16 protein-coding genes are annotated in these 15,809 nt (G+C 72.2%); 6 read left to right on the forward strand and 10 right to left on the reverse strand.

Features of this window, described 5'->3' with window-relative positions; all coding sequences use genetic code 11:
- Window positions 1–159: 159 nt before the first annotated feature.
- The 4 genes from ACZ5Y0_RS08055 to ACZ5Y0_RS08070 form a co-directional block, all read right to left on the reverse strand.
- A complete protein-coding gene (locus tag ACZ5Y0_RS08055; protein ID WP_469127774.1) occupies window positions 160–519 on the reverse strand; it encodes a tetratricopeptide repeat protein in 360 nt (119 codons plus the stop codon).
- Window positions 520–614: 95 nt separating this feature from the next.
- Complete coding sequence (locus ACZ5Y0_RS08060; protein WP_469127775.1) at window positions 615–1,580, reverse strand: pirin family protein; 966 nt, start codon at window positions 1,578–1,580, stop codon at window positions 615–617.
- 18 nt (window positions 1,581–1,598) lie between these two features.
- Window positions 1,599–2,090, reverse strand: coding sequence for a hypothetical protein (locus ACZ5Y0_RS08065; RefSeq protein WP_469127776.1), 492 nt, complete (start codon window positions 2,088–2,090; stop codon window positions 1,599–1,601).
- 1 nt (window position 2,091) lies between these two features.
- Complete coding sequence (locus ACZ5Y0_RS08070) at window positions 2,092–2,547, reverse strand: ATP-binding protein (RefSeq protein ID WP_469127777.1); 456 nt, start codon at window positions 2,545–2,547, stop codon at window positions 2,092–2,094.
- Window positions 2,548–2,675: 128 nt separating this feature from the next.
- Here ACZ5Y0_RS08070 and ACZ5Y0_RS08075 point away from each other — a divergent pair, with 128 nt between their 5' ends.
- Together ACZ5Y0_RS08075 and ACZ5Y0_RS08080 are read left to right on the forward strand one after the other, a co-directional pair.
- Complete coding sequence (locus tag ACZ5Y0_RS08075) at window positions 2,676–2,906, forward strand: DUF397 domain-containing protein (RefSeq protein ID WP_469127778.1); 231 nt, start codon at window positions 2,676–2,678, stop codon at window positions 2,904–2,906.
- 138 nt (window positions 2,907–3,044) lie between these two features.
- Window positions 3,045–3,965, forward strand: coding sequence for a helix-turn-helix domain-containing protein (locus ACZ5Y0_RS08080; protein WP_469127779.1), 921 nt, complete (start codon window positions 3,045–3,047; stop codon window positions 3,963–3,965).
- 35 nt (window positions 3,966–4,000) lie between these two features.
- Here the strand turns inward: ACZ5Y0_RS08080 and ACZ5Y0_RS08085 are convergent, their stop codons facing one another.
- Complete coding sequence (locus tag ACZ5Y0_RS08085) at window positions 4,001–4,819, reverse strand: SAM-dependent methyltransferase (protein WP_469127780.1); 819 nt, start codon at window positions 4,817–4,819, stop codon at window positions 4,001–4,003.
- A gap of 214 nt (window positions 4,820–5,033) precedes the next feature.
- Between ACZ5Y0_RS08085 and ACZ5Y0_RS08090 the strand changes: the two genes are divergently transcribed.
- From ACZ5Y0_RS08090 to ACZ5Y0_RS08105, 4 genes are all read left to right on the forward strand, one after another.
- Window positions 5,034–5,747, forward strand: a complete 714-nt coding sequence (locus tag ACZ5Y0_RS08090; RefSeq protein WP_469127781.1) for a helix-turn-helix transcriptional regulator — start codon at window positions 5,034–5,036, stop codon at window positions 5,745–5,747.
- Window positions 5,744–6,721, forward strand: a complete 978-nt coding sequence (locus ACZ5Y0_RS08095) for a pyridoxal-phosphate dependent enzyme (RefSeq protein ID WP_469127782.1) — start codon at window positions 5,744–5,746, stop codon at window positions 6,719–6,721. The genes ACZ5Y0_RS08090 and ACZ5Y0_RS08095 overlap by 4 nt, the downstream gene beginning before the upstream one ends.
- A gap of 164 nt (window positions 6,722–6,885) precedes the next feature.
- The gene (locus ACZ5Y0_RS08100) at window positions 6,886–7,245 is read left to right on the forward strand and encodes a cupin domain-containing protein (RefSeq protein ID WP_469127783.1); all 360 of its coding nucleotides are present in this window, start codon (window positions 6,886–6,888) and stop codon (window positions 7,243–7,245) included.
- A gap of 496 nt (window positions 7,246–7,741) precedes the next feature.
- Complete coding sequence (locus tag ACZ5Y0_RS08105; RefSeq protein WP_469127784.1) at window positions 7,742–9,280, forward strand: FAD-dependent oxidoreductase; 1,539 nt, start codon at window positions 7,742–7,744, stop codon at window positions 9,278–9,280.
- 6 nt (window positions 9,281–9,286) lie between these two features.
- Here the strand turns inward: ACZ5Y0_RS08105 and ACZ5Y0_RS08110 are convergent, their stop codons facing one another.
- From ACZ5Y0_RS08110 to ACZ5Y0_RS08130, 5 genes are all read right to left on the reverse strand, one after another.
- Window positions 9,287–9,928: a LutC/YkgG family protein gene (locus tag ACZ5Y0_RS08110; RefSeq protein ID WP_469127785.1), complete on the reverse strand. Its 642-nt coding sequence runs from the start codon at window positions 9,926–9,928 to the stop codon at window positions 9,287–9,289.
- Window positions 9,925–11,403 (reverse strand): LutB/LldF family L-lactate oxidation iron-sulfur protein, encoded by a 1,479-nt coding sequence (locus ACZ5Y0_RS08115; RefSeq protein WP_469127786.1) that lies wholly within the window; start codon window positions 11,401–11,403, stop codon window positions 9,925–9,927. The genes ACZ5Y0_RS08110 and ACZ5Y0_RS08115 overlap by 4 nt, the downstream gene beginning before the upstream one ends.
- On the reverse strand, window positions 11,400–12,155 hold the full coding sequence (locus ACZ5Y0_RS08120; protein WP_469127787.1) for a (Fe-S)-binding protein: 756 nt from the start codon (window positions 12,153–12,155) through the stop codon (window positions 11,400–11,402). The genes ACZ5Y0_RS08115 and ACZ5Y0_RS08120 overlap by 4 nt, the downstream gene beginning before the upstream one ends.
- A 73-nt stretch (window positions 12,156–12,228) precedes the next feature.
- Entirely contained in the window at window positions 12,229–13,617 is a 1,389-nt protein-coding gene (locus ACZ5Y0_RS08125) for a rhamnulokinase (RefSeq protein ID WP_469128031.1), read from the reverse strand.
- Window positions 13,618–13,670: 53 nt separating this feature from the next.
- On the reverse strand, window positions 13,671–15,710 hold the full coding sequence (locus tag ACZ5Y0_RS08130) for a bifunctional aldolase/short-chain dehydrogenase (protein WP_469127788.1): 2,040 nt from the start codon (window positions 15,708–15,710) through the stop codon (window positions 13,671–13,673).
- Window positions 15,711–15,809 lie beyond the last annotated feature (99 nt).

Here is a 15,809-nt window from a genome sequence, read left to right on the forward strand (position 1 = left end):
TTTTTTTTTTTTTTTGTTTTTTTGTTTTTTGTTATTTTCCCTCGCCACGTGGGTTGGTTCCCTTCCTGTTCCTACATCCCACCCCTCCTCCCCCCCCCCCCCCCCCCCCCCCCCCCCCCCCCCGCTCCCGGATCTGCCGGGCCCGCCGCGGGCCCTGCCTCAGGCTCCCTCGAAGTCACCCGTGAGTGCCGAGGCGATCCGCAGGTGCGGGCCCGCCTCCGCGTGCCGGCCCTGCCGCTCCAGGGTGCGGCCCAGCATCAGCCGGGCATACTGCTCCACCGGGTCGCGCTCCACGATGACACGCAACTCGCTCTCGGCGCGGCCGAGTTGGGCGGAGTGGTAGTAGGCGCGGGCCAGCAGCAGCCGCGGTCCGGTCTGCTCCGGCACCTCCTCGACCAGCCCGGCCAGGACCCGCGCGGCGGCGGTGTACTCCTTGGCGTCGAAGAACAGCCTCGCGCGCTCCCAGCGCTCGGCCGGCGTTCCGTGGGCGTAGTACTCGGTGTCGTAGATCGTGTCCACTCGTGGCCTCCTTCGGCCAGCACAACCGCGCACCGATGGTTGAATATTCCACAAGCCTTTCGGGCTGGACGGCGGCCACTTCCCCGTCCGCCCGTCTAAGGAACCCGGCCCCGCGGCTTCAGCGGGGTCGCGGGCAGGTCGGGGGCCGGAAGCGGGGCGCCGTCGTAGCCGCTCACGTCACCGAAACGGGCCCCCTTCATCCAGTCCAGACGAGCCTGTTCGATCTCGGCCTGGGTGCGGCCGACGAAGTTCCACCACATGATCAGTTCTTCGCCGAAGGGTTCGCCGCCCAGCAGCATGAGGCCCGCGTCGGATTCGGCGCGCAGGGGCAGTTCGCCGCGGCCGCAGCCGAGGTAGAGCATGGACCCCGGCAGCACGGGGACGCCGTCCACGCGTACCTCGCCCGACATCGCCAGTACGCCGTACTCGAAGTCGGGGACGAGCGGCAGCCGGACGTCGGTGCCACGGGTGAGCGCGAGGTCGACGCCGACGATCGGGGTGTACGTCGTGCCCGGTGAGGTCGCGCCGTCGAGGTCGCCGAGGATCACGGTCGCGGTGAGGCCGGGGGCCTTGACCGTGGGCAGGGTGGCGTGGTGCTCGAAGTGCGGGTCGGTGTGCCGGTGGGCGTCGGGCAGGGCGACCCAGAGCTGGGCTCCGTGCAGATAGCGCGCGTGGGACTTCGGGCTCTCCTCGGAGTGGCTGATCGCGCGGCCCGAGGTCATGAGGCCCAGTTCGCGCGGCCGGATGGTCTGGAGGCTTCCGGTGGAGTCGCGGTGCAGCACCTCCCCCTCGTGCAGCCAGCTGACCGTCTGGAGCCCGATGTGCGGATGGGGCGGAACCTGCATTCCGGGTTCGTCGGCGATGTCGTCCGGTCCGTAGTGGTCGACGAAAGCCCAGGCGCCGATCATGCGGCGGCCGAGGTTCGGCAGCAGCCGGCGCACCTCGGTCGACTCCCCGAGCCGGACGTGCCGGGGGCTCAGCAGTTCACGCACGGGCTCGGCGACGACGAATCCGCGTCCGCCGCACACGCTGGGCACGGGCGAGCGGTCAAGGTTGCTCATGGGCGACAACCTAACGCGTCATCGGCCGGTCAGCGTGGCGGCGAGTTCCCGGCTGGCCCGGACGATGTCGTGGTCCGGTTCGTCGAGCAGGTGGCGCAGGACGCCGCGCTGGGCGTGGACGGCGTGGCGCGCGTCGCGTTCCCATTCCACGTACTTCTCGCGGCGGCGCAGCAGCTTGGGATACACGGCGGCGGTGGTCTCCCACTGCCGGGCGTCGGCGATGCTCTTCAGCAGCTGGAGTATCTCGACACGGCAGGTGACCTGCGGGAGCCGGACGAGTTCCCAGAGGAAGGGCACCGTGGCCGCCGTCGCCTGGCCCACCACGAAGCCGTACTGGCAGATGCGCTGGCGCAGTTGGCCGAGCGCGGGCCCGGCGGTGTCGGCGTCGCCGCGGGCGACGGTGGTCAGCAGGACCGGGATGGCCTCGGCGGACCCGGTCGAGTCGGCCATCTCGGGCCACGGCACATGGCCGAGGTCCTCGAGCGGCGTGGATCTCCTGATGGCAGTCATGTCAGGTGGGGGTACGGGTCGGGAGCATGGCCCAGACGGTCTTGCCCGCGGGGGGGCGAAGGGTCCAGCCCCAGTGCTCCGAGAGGGCGTCGACGATGTGCAGTCCCCGGCCGTGCTCCAGCAGCGAATCTCCGGCGCGGGGGTAGACGGGCAGCTCGCCGCTCGGGTCGGTGACGGCGCACACCAGGTGGGAACGGCGCAGCGCGAGCCTGAGCCGTACGTCCCCGCCCTCCTCGGGCGGGTCCGGCAGGCCGTGCAGGACGGCGTTGGCGGCGAGTTCGGTGACGACGGTCAGCGCGTCGTCGGCGCAGTGCTCCAGGGACCAGCCGTCCAGGGTGCGGTGGGTGAAGTCCCGCGCCTCGGCGAATCCCTCCCGACTGCCCGAGAGGTGCAGCACGGCCGTTCGGGGCGAGTCGCGGACGGACTCGTGACTCCGGAACCGGGCAGGTGATGACACGGCATCTCCCTGAGGCGACGTCAGTACAGGGCGGGGGAAGTGCGGTTGACGACACGGCTATTATCCACGCTGACGAAGTCCTCGTGCAATTTCACGGGAAATTGCGCGTTCGAGCGAGGAGGGTTGCAGTGTCGTCAGTGCCGAACGGAGTCCGGGCCAGCGCGCTGGGCGCCCGCTGGATCAAGAGCAGTCACAGCAGCGCCGAGGGCAACTGTGTCGAGGTGGCCGTCCTGGAGGGGGGAGGGGTCGCGATGCGCAACTCCCGTGATCCCGAAGGGCCGGCGCTGGTCTACACGCCGGCTGAGGTGGCGGCGTTCGTGGCCGGCGCGAAGGGCGGGGAGTTCGACCACCTGCTGTGACGGCATGCGCTCGCCCGAGCCGGACCTGGAGCGGCGCGAGCGGAGTCAATTCCCGTACGACGTGCGGTCGGTGGCCTTCGGGTGCGACAATGGGCTTTGTCGTCTGCCGGTCAACGCACGCCAGAACGGGGAGTCAGGATGTCTGCCGAGTCGCCTCGCGTCTCCCGCCTCGAACCGTATCTGAACCGGGCCGAGCCCGCCCCGACCTTGCTGAAAATGCTCGTCGGCGTACAGCTGGCGGGTATCCGCGACAACGCCGGGCTGTCCCAGGACCAGGCCGCGCGTGCGGTCGGGTTCAGCCCCGCGAAGCTGTCGCGGATCGAGGCGGGCAAGGGGCGCCGTCCTCCGACGGAAGGTGACGTCCGCGCGCTTCTGAACCTCTACGGGACCGACGCGTACGAGGCCTCCGTCCTGCTCCAGTTGCTGCGGCGGGCGGGTGAGCCGGGCTGGTGGCAGCGTTACGACAAGCGGCTGATGCCCGAGTGGTTCGACCGCCTGGTGGGACTCCAGGAGGCGGCCACCACGATCCGTACCTTCGAGATCCAGTACGTTCCGGGACTGTTGCAGACCCCGGCGTACACCCGGGCCGTCGTCGAGCGGGGCCTGCCGACGGCGCCCGTTCGCGAGGTCGAGCGGCGGGTGGAACTGCGCACGCGGCGCACCCGGCTCCTGGAGCGGCAGGACGCCCCGCAACTGTGGGCCGTCGTCGACGAGTCGGTGCTGCTGCGCGTGCTCGGCGGCCCCGAGGTGATGCGGGAGCAGCTCGACCACCTGGTGAAGATGGCCGAGCTGCCCCATGTGACCGTTCAGGTGGTGCCGTTGGACGTCACCCACGCCTGCGAGCCGTCGATCCCCGTGACCTATCTGCGGTTCGGCGGCTCCGACCTGCCCGATGTCGTCTACCTCGAGCAGATCAGAAGCGCCACCTTCCTGGAGGAGCAGGACGAGACGGAGGAGTACCGGGTCACGCTGGACCGGCTGGCCGACGAGGCGCTCAGCCCCCGTGACTCCCTGGTGCTCCTGCGTGAGACGGCGGAGACCCGCTACCGCGCTCCCTGAACGGTGCCTGTCCGGGAGCGCGCGCAGGCGGCCGGTCAGGGCAACCGGGCCACACCGCCGAACTCGATCCATTCCTGCGTGAGCTGTCGGGGCGCCACCTCCGTGTCGGGCCGCCAGGTGGAGACCTCCACCAGGCCGGGGTCGAGGATCTCAAGTCCCTCGAACAGCGCGGCCATGTCCTTCTCCTGGCGCACCCGGCCCCAGTGGCCCTGCGTGGCCTGGTCCATGAAGTCCGTGACGAACGCGCGGAGCTCCGGGTCCTCGCTGACCAGTTGGCACATCAGCAGGAAGCTGCCCGGCGCGAGGCGTTCGATCACGCGGCGTACCACCGCCGGCGGGCCGTCGGTCTCGCTGTCCGGGATGCAGTGGAAGACCGAGTTGAACAGCACGGCCACCGGCTGCGAGAAGTCGATCAGGCGCTCGGTGTCGGGGTGGGTGAAGATCGCCTCGGTCTCGCGCATGTCGGCGTGTATGACCGCGGTGCGCTCGTCCTGCTCCAGCAGGGCCCGGCCGTGGACGAGGACCATCGGGTCGTTGTCGACGTAGACGACGTGCGCGCTCGGGTCGATGCTCTGGGCGACCTGGTGCACGTTGTTCTGCGTGGGCAGGCCTGACCCGTGGTCGAGGTACTGCCGGATTCCGTACTCCTGCGTCAGGGTCCGTACGACCCGCTGGAGGAAGCGCCGGTTGTTCAGGGCGAGGGCGCGCGTGCTGGGGACGACCTTGTCGAGTTCCTCGCACGCCGCGCGGTCCGCCGCGTAGTTGTCCTTGCCGCCCAGATAGTGGTCGTACATGCGCGCGGCTGTCGGCACCGTGGCATCGATCGACGTGGACAGCTGCTTGCCTGACTGCATCTCTTTTCCCCCAGTCCGGGCCCACGCCGAGGGCTGGCGCGGTCGGCAACCCATCCTAGGGAAGCGGCAATTGGCGATGCCACCCCTTGATCCGTGCTTCCCGCGAAAGGGACGGGCGTGCTCGTTTTCTGGACGTGTAGTCCAATACTTGGATCCATGGTCTAATGGGGAGGCGTGCGCACAGGACGTACGGCACACGGAGGAGGGGAGCGGCATGGCCGTCGGGGAACTCCCGGACGAGAGGCCCCGCGAGGCCGAGCGGGACGCGATCCTGCGCGCCCTCGTGCCCGTCGTGGACGGCGTCGCGGCGACCATCGGGCCGGTGTGCGAGGTGGTGCTGCACGACTACCGGCGTCCCGAGAACTCCGTGGTCGCCGTCGCCGGGGAGGTCACGGGGCGGACCGTCGGCGCGGCGATGAGCGAGATCGGCATGCGCGTGCTCGCCCGCGGCGACGACGCCGACGACGAACTGAACTACGTCACCCGTACCGGCACCGGCCGGACGGTGAAGTCCTCGACGATGGTGTTGCGCGACTCCGCCGGCACGGTGTTCGGCGCCCTGTGCGTCAATGTGGACGTCACGGAGGTAGGCCGCGCGCAGCGCCTGCTCGCCGCACTGGCCGGGGGTGCCGGTCAGCCCGCGGACCCACCCGTGACCACCTTCGGCGACGACATCGACTCCGTCGTCGACGCCCTCCTCGACACCCATCTGCCGCGCGACCGGACCTGGGCCGGTCTGGAGCGGCCCCGGCGCCTCGCCCTCTTCCGCGCCCTCGACGAACGCGGCGTGTTCGCCGTACGCCGGGCGATCGAGCAGGTCGCCGCCCGCCTCGGCATCTCCCGTGCCTCCGCCTACAGCTACCTGTCCCAGGCCCGCACGGCCGCAGCGCCCGGCCCGCACCCCACCTCCGAGGGAGCCCACCCGTGACGACCACCCGCCCGCCGATCACCCTGGACGACGTCCGCGACGCGGCCGCCCGGCTCAAGGGCGTCGCCCACCGCACCCCCGTCCTGCGCTCCCGCACCCTCGACGCGCTCGTCGGCTCGGAAGTCCTCCTGAAATGCGAGAACTTCCAGCGGGTCGGCGCCTTCAAGTTCCGCGGCGCCTACCACGCGGCCTCCCGGCTGACCCCCGCGCAGCTCGCGCGCGGCATCGCCGCCTACTCCTCCGGCAATCACGCCCAGGCCGTCGCCCTCGCCGCCCGGGAACTCGGCACCACCGCGGTGATCGTCATGCCCGACGACGCCCCAGGCTCCAAGAGGGCGGCGACCGAGGCGTACGGCGCGGAGGTCGTGACCTACGACCGCTACGGCGGCGACCGGGTGGCCATCGCCGAGGCCCTGGCCGCCGAACGGGGCCTGACCGTCATTCCGCCCTACGAACACCCGCACGTCATGGCCGGACAGGGCACCGCGGCCCTCGAACTCCTGGAAGAGGTCGGAGAACTGGGGGCTCTGCTGGCGCCGGTCGGCGGCGGCGGACTGATCGCGGGCAGCGCCACGGTGACCAAGGGGCTGTACGCGGGGACCCGGATCGTCGGCGTCGAGCCGGAAGCCGGGGACGACACGAGGCGGTCGTTGGAGGCGGGTCGGCGTGTGGAGATCCCGGTGCCGCACACCATCGCCGACGGCCAGGCCCTGCACACGCCCGGCGAACTCACCTTCTCCGTGAACCGGCGGCTCGTCGACGAGATCGCGCTGGTCTCCGACGACGAGATCCGCGCGGCCATGCTGTTCGCCTTCGAACGCCTGAAGATCGTGATCGAGCCGAGCGGTGCCACCCCCCTGGCGGCCCTGCTCTCCGGCCGGACGGGGCCACTGCCGCGTCGGGTCGGTGTGATCGTCTCCGGCGGCAACATCGACGCCGAACGCTTCACGCGGCTCTGCGCCGGCGGCGCCTGAGGGGTGCCCTGTGGCACCCGAGGAACGCCGGTACACCCGAATGGCGGCCTCCGGGTCGCGGGCGGAGGATGAACGTGTGGGGGCCGGCCCCCACCGGTGACCCCCGGTGCCGCCGGGGAGACCGGCCCCGGCCGCGCTCGAACGCGGCCGGAAGGAGGAGCGTCATGATGGAAGTGAAGACGCTCGACAAGCCGGACGAGCGACGCGATTTCCCGCGGGGGCACCTCGAGGCCGTCCACATGACGGGGCTGGACTTCGCCGTGGCGACCTTCGAACCCGGCTGGCGTTGGTCCGAGTCGGTGGCGCCGATCGCGGGAACCACGAGCTGCCAGGTCCACCACAACGGCTACATGGTGCGGGGCCGCATGCGCATCCGCATGGACGACGGAGCCGAGAGCGAGGTGGGCCCCGGTGACGTGTTCGTCTGCTCGCCCGGCCACGACGCCTGGGTGGTCGGCGACGAGCAGGCCGTGGTGTACGACTTCGCCGGACAGATGGCCCAGGAGTACGCGAAGGCCGACTGAGCCTAGCCGACCGGACGGAGGGGACGGCTGACCGACGCGCCGAGCCGGCGGACGGTGCGGCACTCGCGCCTCCCTACCGGCTGGGCGCGTTCCGGGGCGGCCGACTCTCCCGTGGCCACCGATCCGGATCCAGCCGGAGCCCCCGGCGCCGGCTGGCGCCGTGATCCGACGGCGGCGGCAGGGCGGGAGGGAGTCGCTCATGTGCGGACGTCACCGGGCACGAAGACCGTCCTGCGGGGGTCGGCCGTCCGGCGTGTGCCCGCGAACTGGGTCGGGCTGAAGCCGAGTCGTGGCTCCGCGCCGCCCCGCCGTCCGTCCGCCGCTGCCCCGCCGGGCCACGCCACGGCCGGCGGGGCGGGGTACCGGCCGTTGTGGGTGTCTCCCCGGAGAGCCGCTTCCCGCCCCCGGCGCGGCTTGCGCGCCGCCGGCCCCGCCCGGTCGTGTGACCGGTCCGGCCCGGTCGTGTGACCGGCCCCGTCGCGGGCACTCGGGACGCATGGAACAGCAGGCGGACATCCACGGGTCGTACTGGCTGCGGACCGCGCCACCCGGTGAGCCGGCACCCCCTCCGACGGGGCCGCTCACCGTCGATGTGGCCGTCGTCGGCGCGGGCATCGCGGGGCTCAGCACCGCCTTGGAACTGGCCAGGCGGGGCCGTTCGGTCGCCGTCCTGGAGGCGCACCGGATCGCGGCCGGCGTCACCGGCCACACCACGGCCAAACTGAGCGCCCAGCACACCCTCGTCTACGACCGTCTGCGGCGCACGCGCGGCCCCGAAGGCGCCCGGCTGTACGCCCGTTCCCAGACGGACGCCATCCGGTACGCGGCGGCGATCGCCGCCGAGCTGGGCATCGACTGCGAATGGGAGGACACCGCCGCCTACACCTACGCGGAGGACCCCGCCCGCACGGACCAGCTGAAGGCCGAGGCGGAGGCCGCGCGGGAAGCGGGGCTGGCCGCCGAGTACGTCACCGACACCGAGCTGCCGTTTCCCGTCGCCGGCGCCGTCCGGGTCGCCGACCAGGCCCAGTTCCACCCCCGCAAGTACCTCTTGGCCGTCGCCGACGCCATCCGGCGGCTCGGCGGCACCATCCACGAGCACACTCGCGTCACCGACCTCCACGAGGGCGACCCCTGCGAACTGACCGTGGAGAGCCCGGCGTCCACCACGAAGGTGACGGCCCGCACCGTCGTCGTCGCCACCCACTACCCCGTCTTCGACCGCGCGCTCCTCTTCACCCGGCTCTCCCCGCGCCGCGAACTGGTGCTGGCGGCGCCGATCGACGCCGACCGCGCGCCGCACGGCATGTACATCACCCCCGAACGCAACACGCGCTCCGTGCGCACCGCGCCCCTGCCCGACGGCCGACGCCTCCTCGTCATGACCGGCGAGCACTTCACCCCCGGTGCGGGCGGAGACGTCGAGGAGAGGTTCGGCAGGCTCGCCGAGTGGGCCACCGAGCACTTCGGCGACCTCACCTTCACACACCGCTGGGCCACCCAGGACAACGACTCCACCGACTCGGTCCCCCTGGTCGGCCCCCTCCACCCCGGCAGCAGGAACGTGTACGTGGCCACCGGCTTCGGCGGCTGGGGCATGACCGGCGGCATCATGGCGGGCCGGCTGCTCAGCGACCGGATCACCGGACACGACTGCCCCTGGACCGACCTGTACGACCCGCGGCGGATCGCCTCCGTCGTCCGCGAGGGCGCGACCTTCCTCAAGCACCAGGCCGACGTCGCCCGCCATTTCGTGGGGGACCGGCTGCCGACGGGGACCGGCTCGGCGGTGGACGAGATCGCCCCCGGAGACGGCGCGGTCGTCCGCGTCTCGGGGGAGCGCTGCGCCGTCCACCGCGACGAGGACGGACAACTGCACGCCGTCTCCGCGCGCTGCACCCACCTGGGCTGCCTGGTGGCGTTCAACCGCGCGGAGCGGGCCTGGGAGTGCCCGTGCCACGGCTCCCGCTTCGACGTGCAGGGCAAGGTCATCCAGGGCCCGGCCCAGGAACCCCTGGAGCGCCGCGAGTTGTAAGGGCGCTCAGCCCACGAGGATCACCTCCAGGGTGCGCGGGCCGTGCACGCCCTCCACCCGGTCCAGTTCGATGTCGCTGGTCGCGGAGGGGCCGGAGATCCACGTCAACGGGCGGGCCGGGTCGAGCCGTTCGAGGGCCTGGGGGACGGAGGACACCACCTGGTCCGGGACGCGCACGACGCAGATGTGGTGGTCGGGGACGAGAGTGATGCGGCGGCGTCCCTGGTCGGGGGAGCCGTCCAGGACCAGGGTGCCGGTCTCGGCCACCGCCACCGTGCACGCCGTGATCACGCTGTCGGCCCGGTCGAGTTCGTAGGGCGTGTCCCCGGCGGTGTCCGGGAGCCGCTCGGCGTCGGTGGCCGCCAGCCAGCCGGCGTCCAGTCCCGGCGGGGCGAGCACCGTCCTCGCGCCCCTCGCCGCCAGCATCCCCGCGATCGTCGCCGGCAGGTCCGGCGCGGCGCAGCGGTGCACGACCGCCCGGTAGTCGGCGAGGTTCTCGGCCAGCAGTTCCACCGTCTCCTCGACGCTCCGGTCGCCGTGCTCGCGCAGATAGCCGCGGCCGACGGCCTCCTCGTACGGTGGCTCGTCCCGCGGCACGTCCGCCAGCGCGCGCCGCACCCGTCCCAGGATCCGTTCCCTGCTGCTCACTCGGCACCGTCCTTTCCGCCCTGTGTGCGCTGCCACCAGTCGCGGAAGGACTCCGCGGGTACGGCCGGGAGATCCCGCGTGTCGCTCCAGGCCTTGCCGGGGCCGGGCAGCGAGCGCGGATGCAGCCGGCGCGTGCGGGAGGCGAGCCGCTGCCCGGCGCGCAGGGCGCCGGGACGGCTGAACGCCCAGCGCGCCGCCCGCATCGCCGCCCGCTCGGCGGCGTGCCCCTTGGCCGGCTTCAGGACCGCCTTGTCGCCCTCCCGCGTCACCGGCCCGCCCTGGACGACCCGTTCCCGCAGATGCACCAGCACCTCGGGGATGTCGATGGCGACCGGGCACACCTCGTAGCAGGCGCCGCACAGCGAGGAGGCGTACGGCAGGGAGGCGTCGATCTCGCTCTGGGTGCCCCGGAGCTGAGGGCTGAGGATCGCGCCGATGGGCCCCGGGTAGACCGAGCCGTAGGCGTGCCCGCCGGCCCGCTCGTAGACGGGGCAGACATTGAGACAGGCCGAGCAGCGGATGCAGCGCAGGGCCTGGCGGCCGACCTCGTCGGCGAGGGTGTCGGTGCGGCCGTTGTCCAGCAGGACCAGATGGAAGGTCCGCGGCCCGTCCCCGTCCGTCGTGCCGGTCCACGTCGAGGTGTAGGGGTTCATGCGCTCCGCGGTGGAGGAGCGGGGGAGGGTCTGGAGGAAGACCTCCAGGTCGCGCCAGGACGGCACGATCTTCTCGATGCCGACGACCGAGATCAGCGTCTCGGGGAGGGTGAGGCACATCCGTCCGTTGCCCTCGGACTCGACGACCACGAGGGTGCCGGTCTCGGCGACCATGAAGTTGGCACCGGAGATGCCGACCTTCGCGCGCAGGAACTTCTCGCGCAGGTGCAGACGGGCCGCCTCGGCGAGTTCGGCCGGGGTGTCCGACAGCCCCTCGGGCGCCGGACGCCCCCACTCGCCCATCTCGCGGGCGAAGATGTCCCGGATCTCCCCGCGGTTGCGGTGGATGGCGGGGACGAGGATGTGTGAGGGCCGGTCCTTGCCCAACTGCACGATCAGCTCGGCGAGATCGGTCTCGTAGGCGCGGATGCCGGCGGCCTCCAGGGCCTCGTTGAGCCCGATCTCCTGCGTGGCCATGGACTTGACCTTCACCACCTCCGACTCGCCGGTCTCCTTGACCAGCCGGGTGACGATCCGGTTGGCCTCGTCGGCGTCGGCCGCCCAGTGGACGATGCCGCCCGCCGCCGTGAGCGACTTCTCCAACTGCTCCAGGTACCGGTCGAGATGACGCAGCGTGTGGTCCTTGATCCGCTTGCCCGCCTCCCGCAACTGGGCCCAGTCGGAGACCTCGGCGACCGCCTTCGCGCGCTTGCCGCGGATGGTGTGGGTGGCGTGCCGCAGATTCCCGCGCAGCGTCGCGTTGCCGACCGCCTCGTGGGCGGCCTCCGGAAACGCCGGCATCCCGACGAACGTCCCGCTCATACGGCCGGTTCCTCCTCCGTGCTCGCCAGGATCTCCGCGATGTGCACCGGCCGCAGGCCCGACCGGAGCCGGGTCATGGTGCCGCCGATGTGCATCAGACACGAGTTGTCGGCCGCGCACAGCACCTCGGCGCCCGTCGACTCGGCGTTGCGCACCTTGTCCGCGCCCATCGCGGCGGAGACGTCGGCGTTCTTCAGCGCGAAGGTGCCGCCGAAGCCGCAGCACTCCTCGGCGCCGGGCAGTTCGACCAATTCCAGCCCCTTCACGGCCCCCAGCAGCCGCCGGGGCCGCTCCGCGAGACCGAGACCTCGCAGCCCGTGACAGGTCGGGTGGTAGGTCACCGTGTGCGGGTAGTACGCCCCGACGTCCGTCACGCCGAGCACGTCGACCAGGAACTCCGTCAGCTCGTACGTCTTCGGCACCACCGGCGCCAGGGTCGCGGCGAGGGTGTCGCCGCGGCCCTCGGCCCGCGCCCGCTCACCCATCCGCGGATACAGCTCGCGCACCATCGCCCCGCAGGACCCCGACGGCGTCACGATCGCCTCGTACTCCCCGAAGACATCGGAGAAATGGCGGGCCAGAGGCTCGGTCTCGTGCCGGTAACCAGTGTTGTAGTGGGCCTGCCCGCAGCAGGTCTGAGCCATCGGGAAGTCGACCTCGACACCCAGTCTGGTCAGCAGTTTCACCACAGCGCGGCCGGTGTCCGGGTACAGCGTGTCGTTGACACAGGTCAGGAACAGTGCGACACGCATCGCGGCTCCTCGTGGGTTGGTCATCGGATGAGTGCAGGGTAGTCCGGCGGCCGCACCGGTAACAGGCCCCGGCTCACCCTGTGGCGATCCTGGCCTGTGCGTCCCGCCAGCGCCCGGTCCCGCCCCGCGGTTCGTAGCGCGTCAGGGGCTGGGTCCTGGCGAGCAGCCCGCGCAGGGCGTGCAGGTCGCCGACCAGCCCGTGCGCCCTGGCCTGGACGAGGACGTTGCCGAGCGCGGCGGCCTCCGTCGGGCCGGCCACCACCGGCAGCCCGCACGCGTCGGAGGTGAGCTGGCACAGCAGCGCGTTGCGAGTGCCGCCGCCGACGATGTGCACGACGTCGACGGGGTGGCCGGCCAGCCGCTGGGCGTCCTCGACCGCCCGCCGGTGGGCGAGCGCGAGGGAGTCCAGGATGCAGCGGGTGACCTCGGCCGGTGTCCGCGGCACCGGCTGCCCGGAGGCACGGCACGCTTCGGCGATCCGCTCCGGCATCCGGCCCGGTGCCAGGAAGGCGGCGTCTCCCGCGTCGACCACCGACCGCAGCGCCGGCACCCCGGCGGCGTCGCGCAGCAGCCCGCCGAGATCCGGATCGCCCCAGGACCGTACGCACTCCTGGAGCAGCCACAGCCCCATGATGTTGCGGAGGTAGCGGACCGTGCCGTCCAGCCCCAGCTCGTTGGTGAAGTTGGCGGCGCGGCTGTCCTCGGTGAGCACGGGCCCGCCCAGTTCCAGGCCGGCCAGGGACCAGGTGCCGGTGCAGATGTAGGCGAAGCGCTCGCCCGTCGCCGGTACGGCGGCCACCGCGGACGCCGTGTCGTGCGACCCGACGGCCGTCACCGGCACGGGACCGGCCAGCCCGGTCTCCTCCAGCACCTCCGCCCGCAGCACCCCCGCCGCGTCCCCGGGCCGCCGCAGCGGCGCGAACAGGCCGAGGTCGATGTCCAGCCGCGCGGCCAGGTCGTACGACCAGTCGCGGGTGCGGGGGTCGATGAGCTGGGTGGTGGAGGCGTTGGTCAGCTCGGTGCCCTGCTCACCGGTCAGCCAGTACGACAGCAGATCAGGGACGAGCAACAACCGCTTCGCATGGACCAGTTGACGGCTCCCGCGGGCTGCTGTGAGCTGGTAGAGGGTGTTGAACGGGGCGTACTGCAACCCCGTCGCCGCGTACAGCTCGGCGGGCGGGACGCGCCCCCACACCTCCTCCGCGACGCCCTCCGTGCGGGCGTCGCGGTAGTGCACCGGGTTGCCGAGCAGGGCCCCGTCGGCGTCGAGCAGGCCGTAGTCCACGGCCCAGCTGTCGATGCCGACGGAGTCGACCTGGCCGGCCGCCCGCAACCCCTCCAGCACCCCGGCGTACAGCCCCAGCACGTCCCAGCGCAGCCCTTCCGGCACGCGCACCGGCCGGTTGGGGAACCGGTGCGCCTCGGCCAGCCCCAGCGAGTCCCGGCCGACGCGGCCGACCATCACCCGCCCGCTGGAGGCGCCGAGGTCGACCGCGGCGTACGACTTCACGGCCGTCACCGGAGGAAGGCGGCCGCCACACCCGCGTCGACCGGGATGTGCAGACCGGTGGTGTGGGTGAGTTCGCCGCCGGTGAGGGCGAACACCGCGTTCGCCACGTGCTCGGGCAGGACCTCCCGCTTGAGGATGGTCCGCTGCGCGTAGAACTCGCCCAGCTTCTCCTCCTCCACCCCGTACACGGCCGCGCGCTCGGCGCCCCAGCCGCCCGCGAAGATGCCCGAGCCGCGCACCACGCCGTCGGGGTTGATCCCGTTGACGCGAATGCCGTGCTCGCCCAGCTCGGCGGCCAGCAGCCGTACCTGGTGGGCCTGGTCGGCCTTGGTGGCGGAGTAGGCGATGTTGTTCGGACCGGCGAAGACGGCGTTCTTCGACGCGATGTAGACGATGTCGCCGCCGAGTTCCTGCGCGATCATCACGCGGGCCGCCTCGCGCGAGACGAGGAAGGAACCGCGGGCCATGATGTCGTGCTGGAGGTCCCAGTCCTTCGCGGAGGTCTCCAGCAGCGGCCTGGAGATGGAGATGCCCGCGTTGTTGACCACCAGGTCGACCCCGCCGAAGGCCAGCGCCGCGGCCCGGAAGGCCTCGGCGATCTGCTCCTCGCAGGTCACGTCGACGGTCACCGCGACGGCCTTGTCCGGTCCGCCCAGCTCCTCGGCGACGGCGGCCGCCTTGTCCCCGTCGAGATCGGCGACGACGACACAGGCCCCCTCGGCGACCAGCCGGTGCGCGATCGCCTTGCCGATCCCGCTGCCCGCGCCCGTCACCAGCGCCACCCGCGTGGCCAGCGCCTTCGGTATCGGCATCCGCAGGAGCTTGGCCTCCTCCAGCGCCCAGTACTCGATGCGGAACTTCTCCGACTCCTCGATCGGCGCGTACGTCGACACCGACTCGGCGCCGCGCATCACGTTGATCGCGTTGACGTAGAACTCTCCGGCCACCCGCGCGGTCTGCTTGTCCTTGCCGAAGGAGAACATGCCCACCCCGGGCACGAGCACGATCGCCGGGTCGGCGCCGCGCATCGCGGGGGAGTCGGGCCCGGCGTGCCGCCGGTAGTAGGCGGCGTACTCCTCACGGTAGGCGGCGTGCAGCTCCTTCAGCCTCGCCACCGCCTCCGCCACCGTGGCGGTGGCCGGCAGGTCCAGGACGAGGGGCCGCACCTTGGTCCGCAGGAAGTGGTCCGGGCAGGAGGTGCCGAGCGCGGCGAGACGCTGATGCTCGGCGGCGGCCAGGAAGTCCAGGACGACGTCGGAGTCGTCGAAGTGCCCGACCTGCGGCCGGTCCCGCGAGGCGATCGCCCGCACGTACGGCGCGAGCGCGGCGGCCCGCTCCCGGCGCTCGTCCTCGGGCAGCGCCCCGTAGCCCTCGACGACCGGTCCGAACGGGTCTGCCTCCCCCCGCTCCGCCAGGAACGCCTCCGCGGTACGGATGATGTGCAGCGAGTTGCGCTCGCACTCCTCGGCCGTGTCCCCCCAGGCGGTGATCCCGTGTCCGCCGAGGACGCACCCGACGGCCTGCGGGTTGGTGGCCTTCACCGCGGCGATGTCCAGCCCCAGCTGGAAACCGGGCCGTCGCCACGGCACCCACACCACGCGGTCCCCGAAGCACTCGGCGGTCAGCTTCTCCCCGTCGGCGGCGCAGGCCAGCGCGATGCCCGAGTCGGGGTGCAGGTGATCGACGTGGGCGGCGTCCACGAGGCCGTGCATGGCGGTGTCGATGGACGGCGCCGCCCCGCCCTTGCCGTGCAGGCAGTAGTCGAACGCGGCGACCATCTCGTCCTCGCGCTCGACGCCCGGATAGACGTCGACGAGTCCCCGCAGCCGGTCCAGCCGCAACACGGCCAGCCCCGCCTCGGTGAGGGTCCCGAGGTCTCCACCGGACCCCTTCACCCACATCAGCTCGACCTCCCCACCGGTGGCGGGGTCGGTGCCGGTGCCCTTGGCGGAGGTGTTCCCGCCGGCGTAGTTGGTGTTCCGCGGATCAGCGCCCAGCCGGTGCGACCGGGCGAGGAGAGCGGCGGCTTCGGGGTGGGTGGTCATGAACCTTCAGTCCTTACTTGCAGAGGGCGAGAGCACTACTTCGGGGCGCGGGCAACTGCGCGACCGGCCACGACGGGCCCGCAGTCCGGGACGGACAGG

The organism is Streptomyces sp. NPDC033216 (genome assembly GCF_055577115.1).

Bases quoted from the DNA above. Each gene is read 5' to 3' on its own strand.
- ACZ5Y0_RS08105 (WP_469127784.1), top strand. From the start codon at position 7,742: ATGGAACAGCAGGCGGACATCCACGGGTCGTACTGGCTGCGGACCGCG.
- ACZ5Y0_RS08130 (WP_469127788.1), bottom strand. From the start codon at position 15,710: ATGACCACCCACCCCGAAGCCGCCGCTCTCCTCGCCCGGTCGCACCGG.
- ACZ5Y0_RS08100 (WP_469127783.1), top strand. From the start codon at position 6,886: ATGATGGAAGTGAAGACGCTCGACAAGCCGGACGAGCGACGCGATTTC.
- ACZ5Y0_RS08080 (WP_469127779.1), top strand. From the start codon at position 3,045: ATGTCTGCCGAGTCGCCTCGCGTCTCCCGCCTCGAACCGTATCTGAAC.
- ACZ5Y0_RS08085 (WP_469127780.1), bottom strand. From the start codon at position 4,819: ATGCAGTCAGGCAAGCAGCTGTCCACGTCGATCGATGCCACGGTGCCG.
- ACZ5Y0_RS08115 (WP_469127786.1), bottom strand. From the start codon at position 11,403: ATGAGCGGGACGTTCGTCGGGATGCCGGCGTTTCCGGAGGCCGCCCAC.
- ACZ5Y0_RS08065 (WP_469127776.1), bottom strand. From the start codon at position 2,090: ATGACTGCCATCAGGAGATCCACGCCGCTCGAGGACCTCGGCCATGTG.
- ACZ5Y0_RS08060 (WP_469127775.1), bottom strand. From the start codon at position 1,580: ATGAGCAACCTTGACCGCTCGCCCGTGCCCAGCGTGTGCGGCGGACGC.
- ACZ5Y0_RS08125 (WP_469128031.1), bottom strand. From the start codon at position 13,617: ATGGTCGGCCGCGTCGGCCGGGACTCGCTGGGGCTGGCCGAGGCGCAC.
- ACZ5Y0_RS08120 (WP_469127787.1), bottom strand. From the start codon at position 12,155: ATGCGTGTCGCACTGTTCCTGACCTGTGTCAACGACACGCTGTACCCG.
- ACZ5Y0_RS08090 (WP_469127781.1), top strand. From the start codon at position 5,034: ATGGCCGTCGGGGAACTCCCGGACGAGAGGCCCCGCGAGGCCGAGCGG.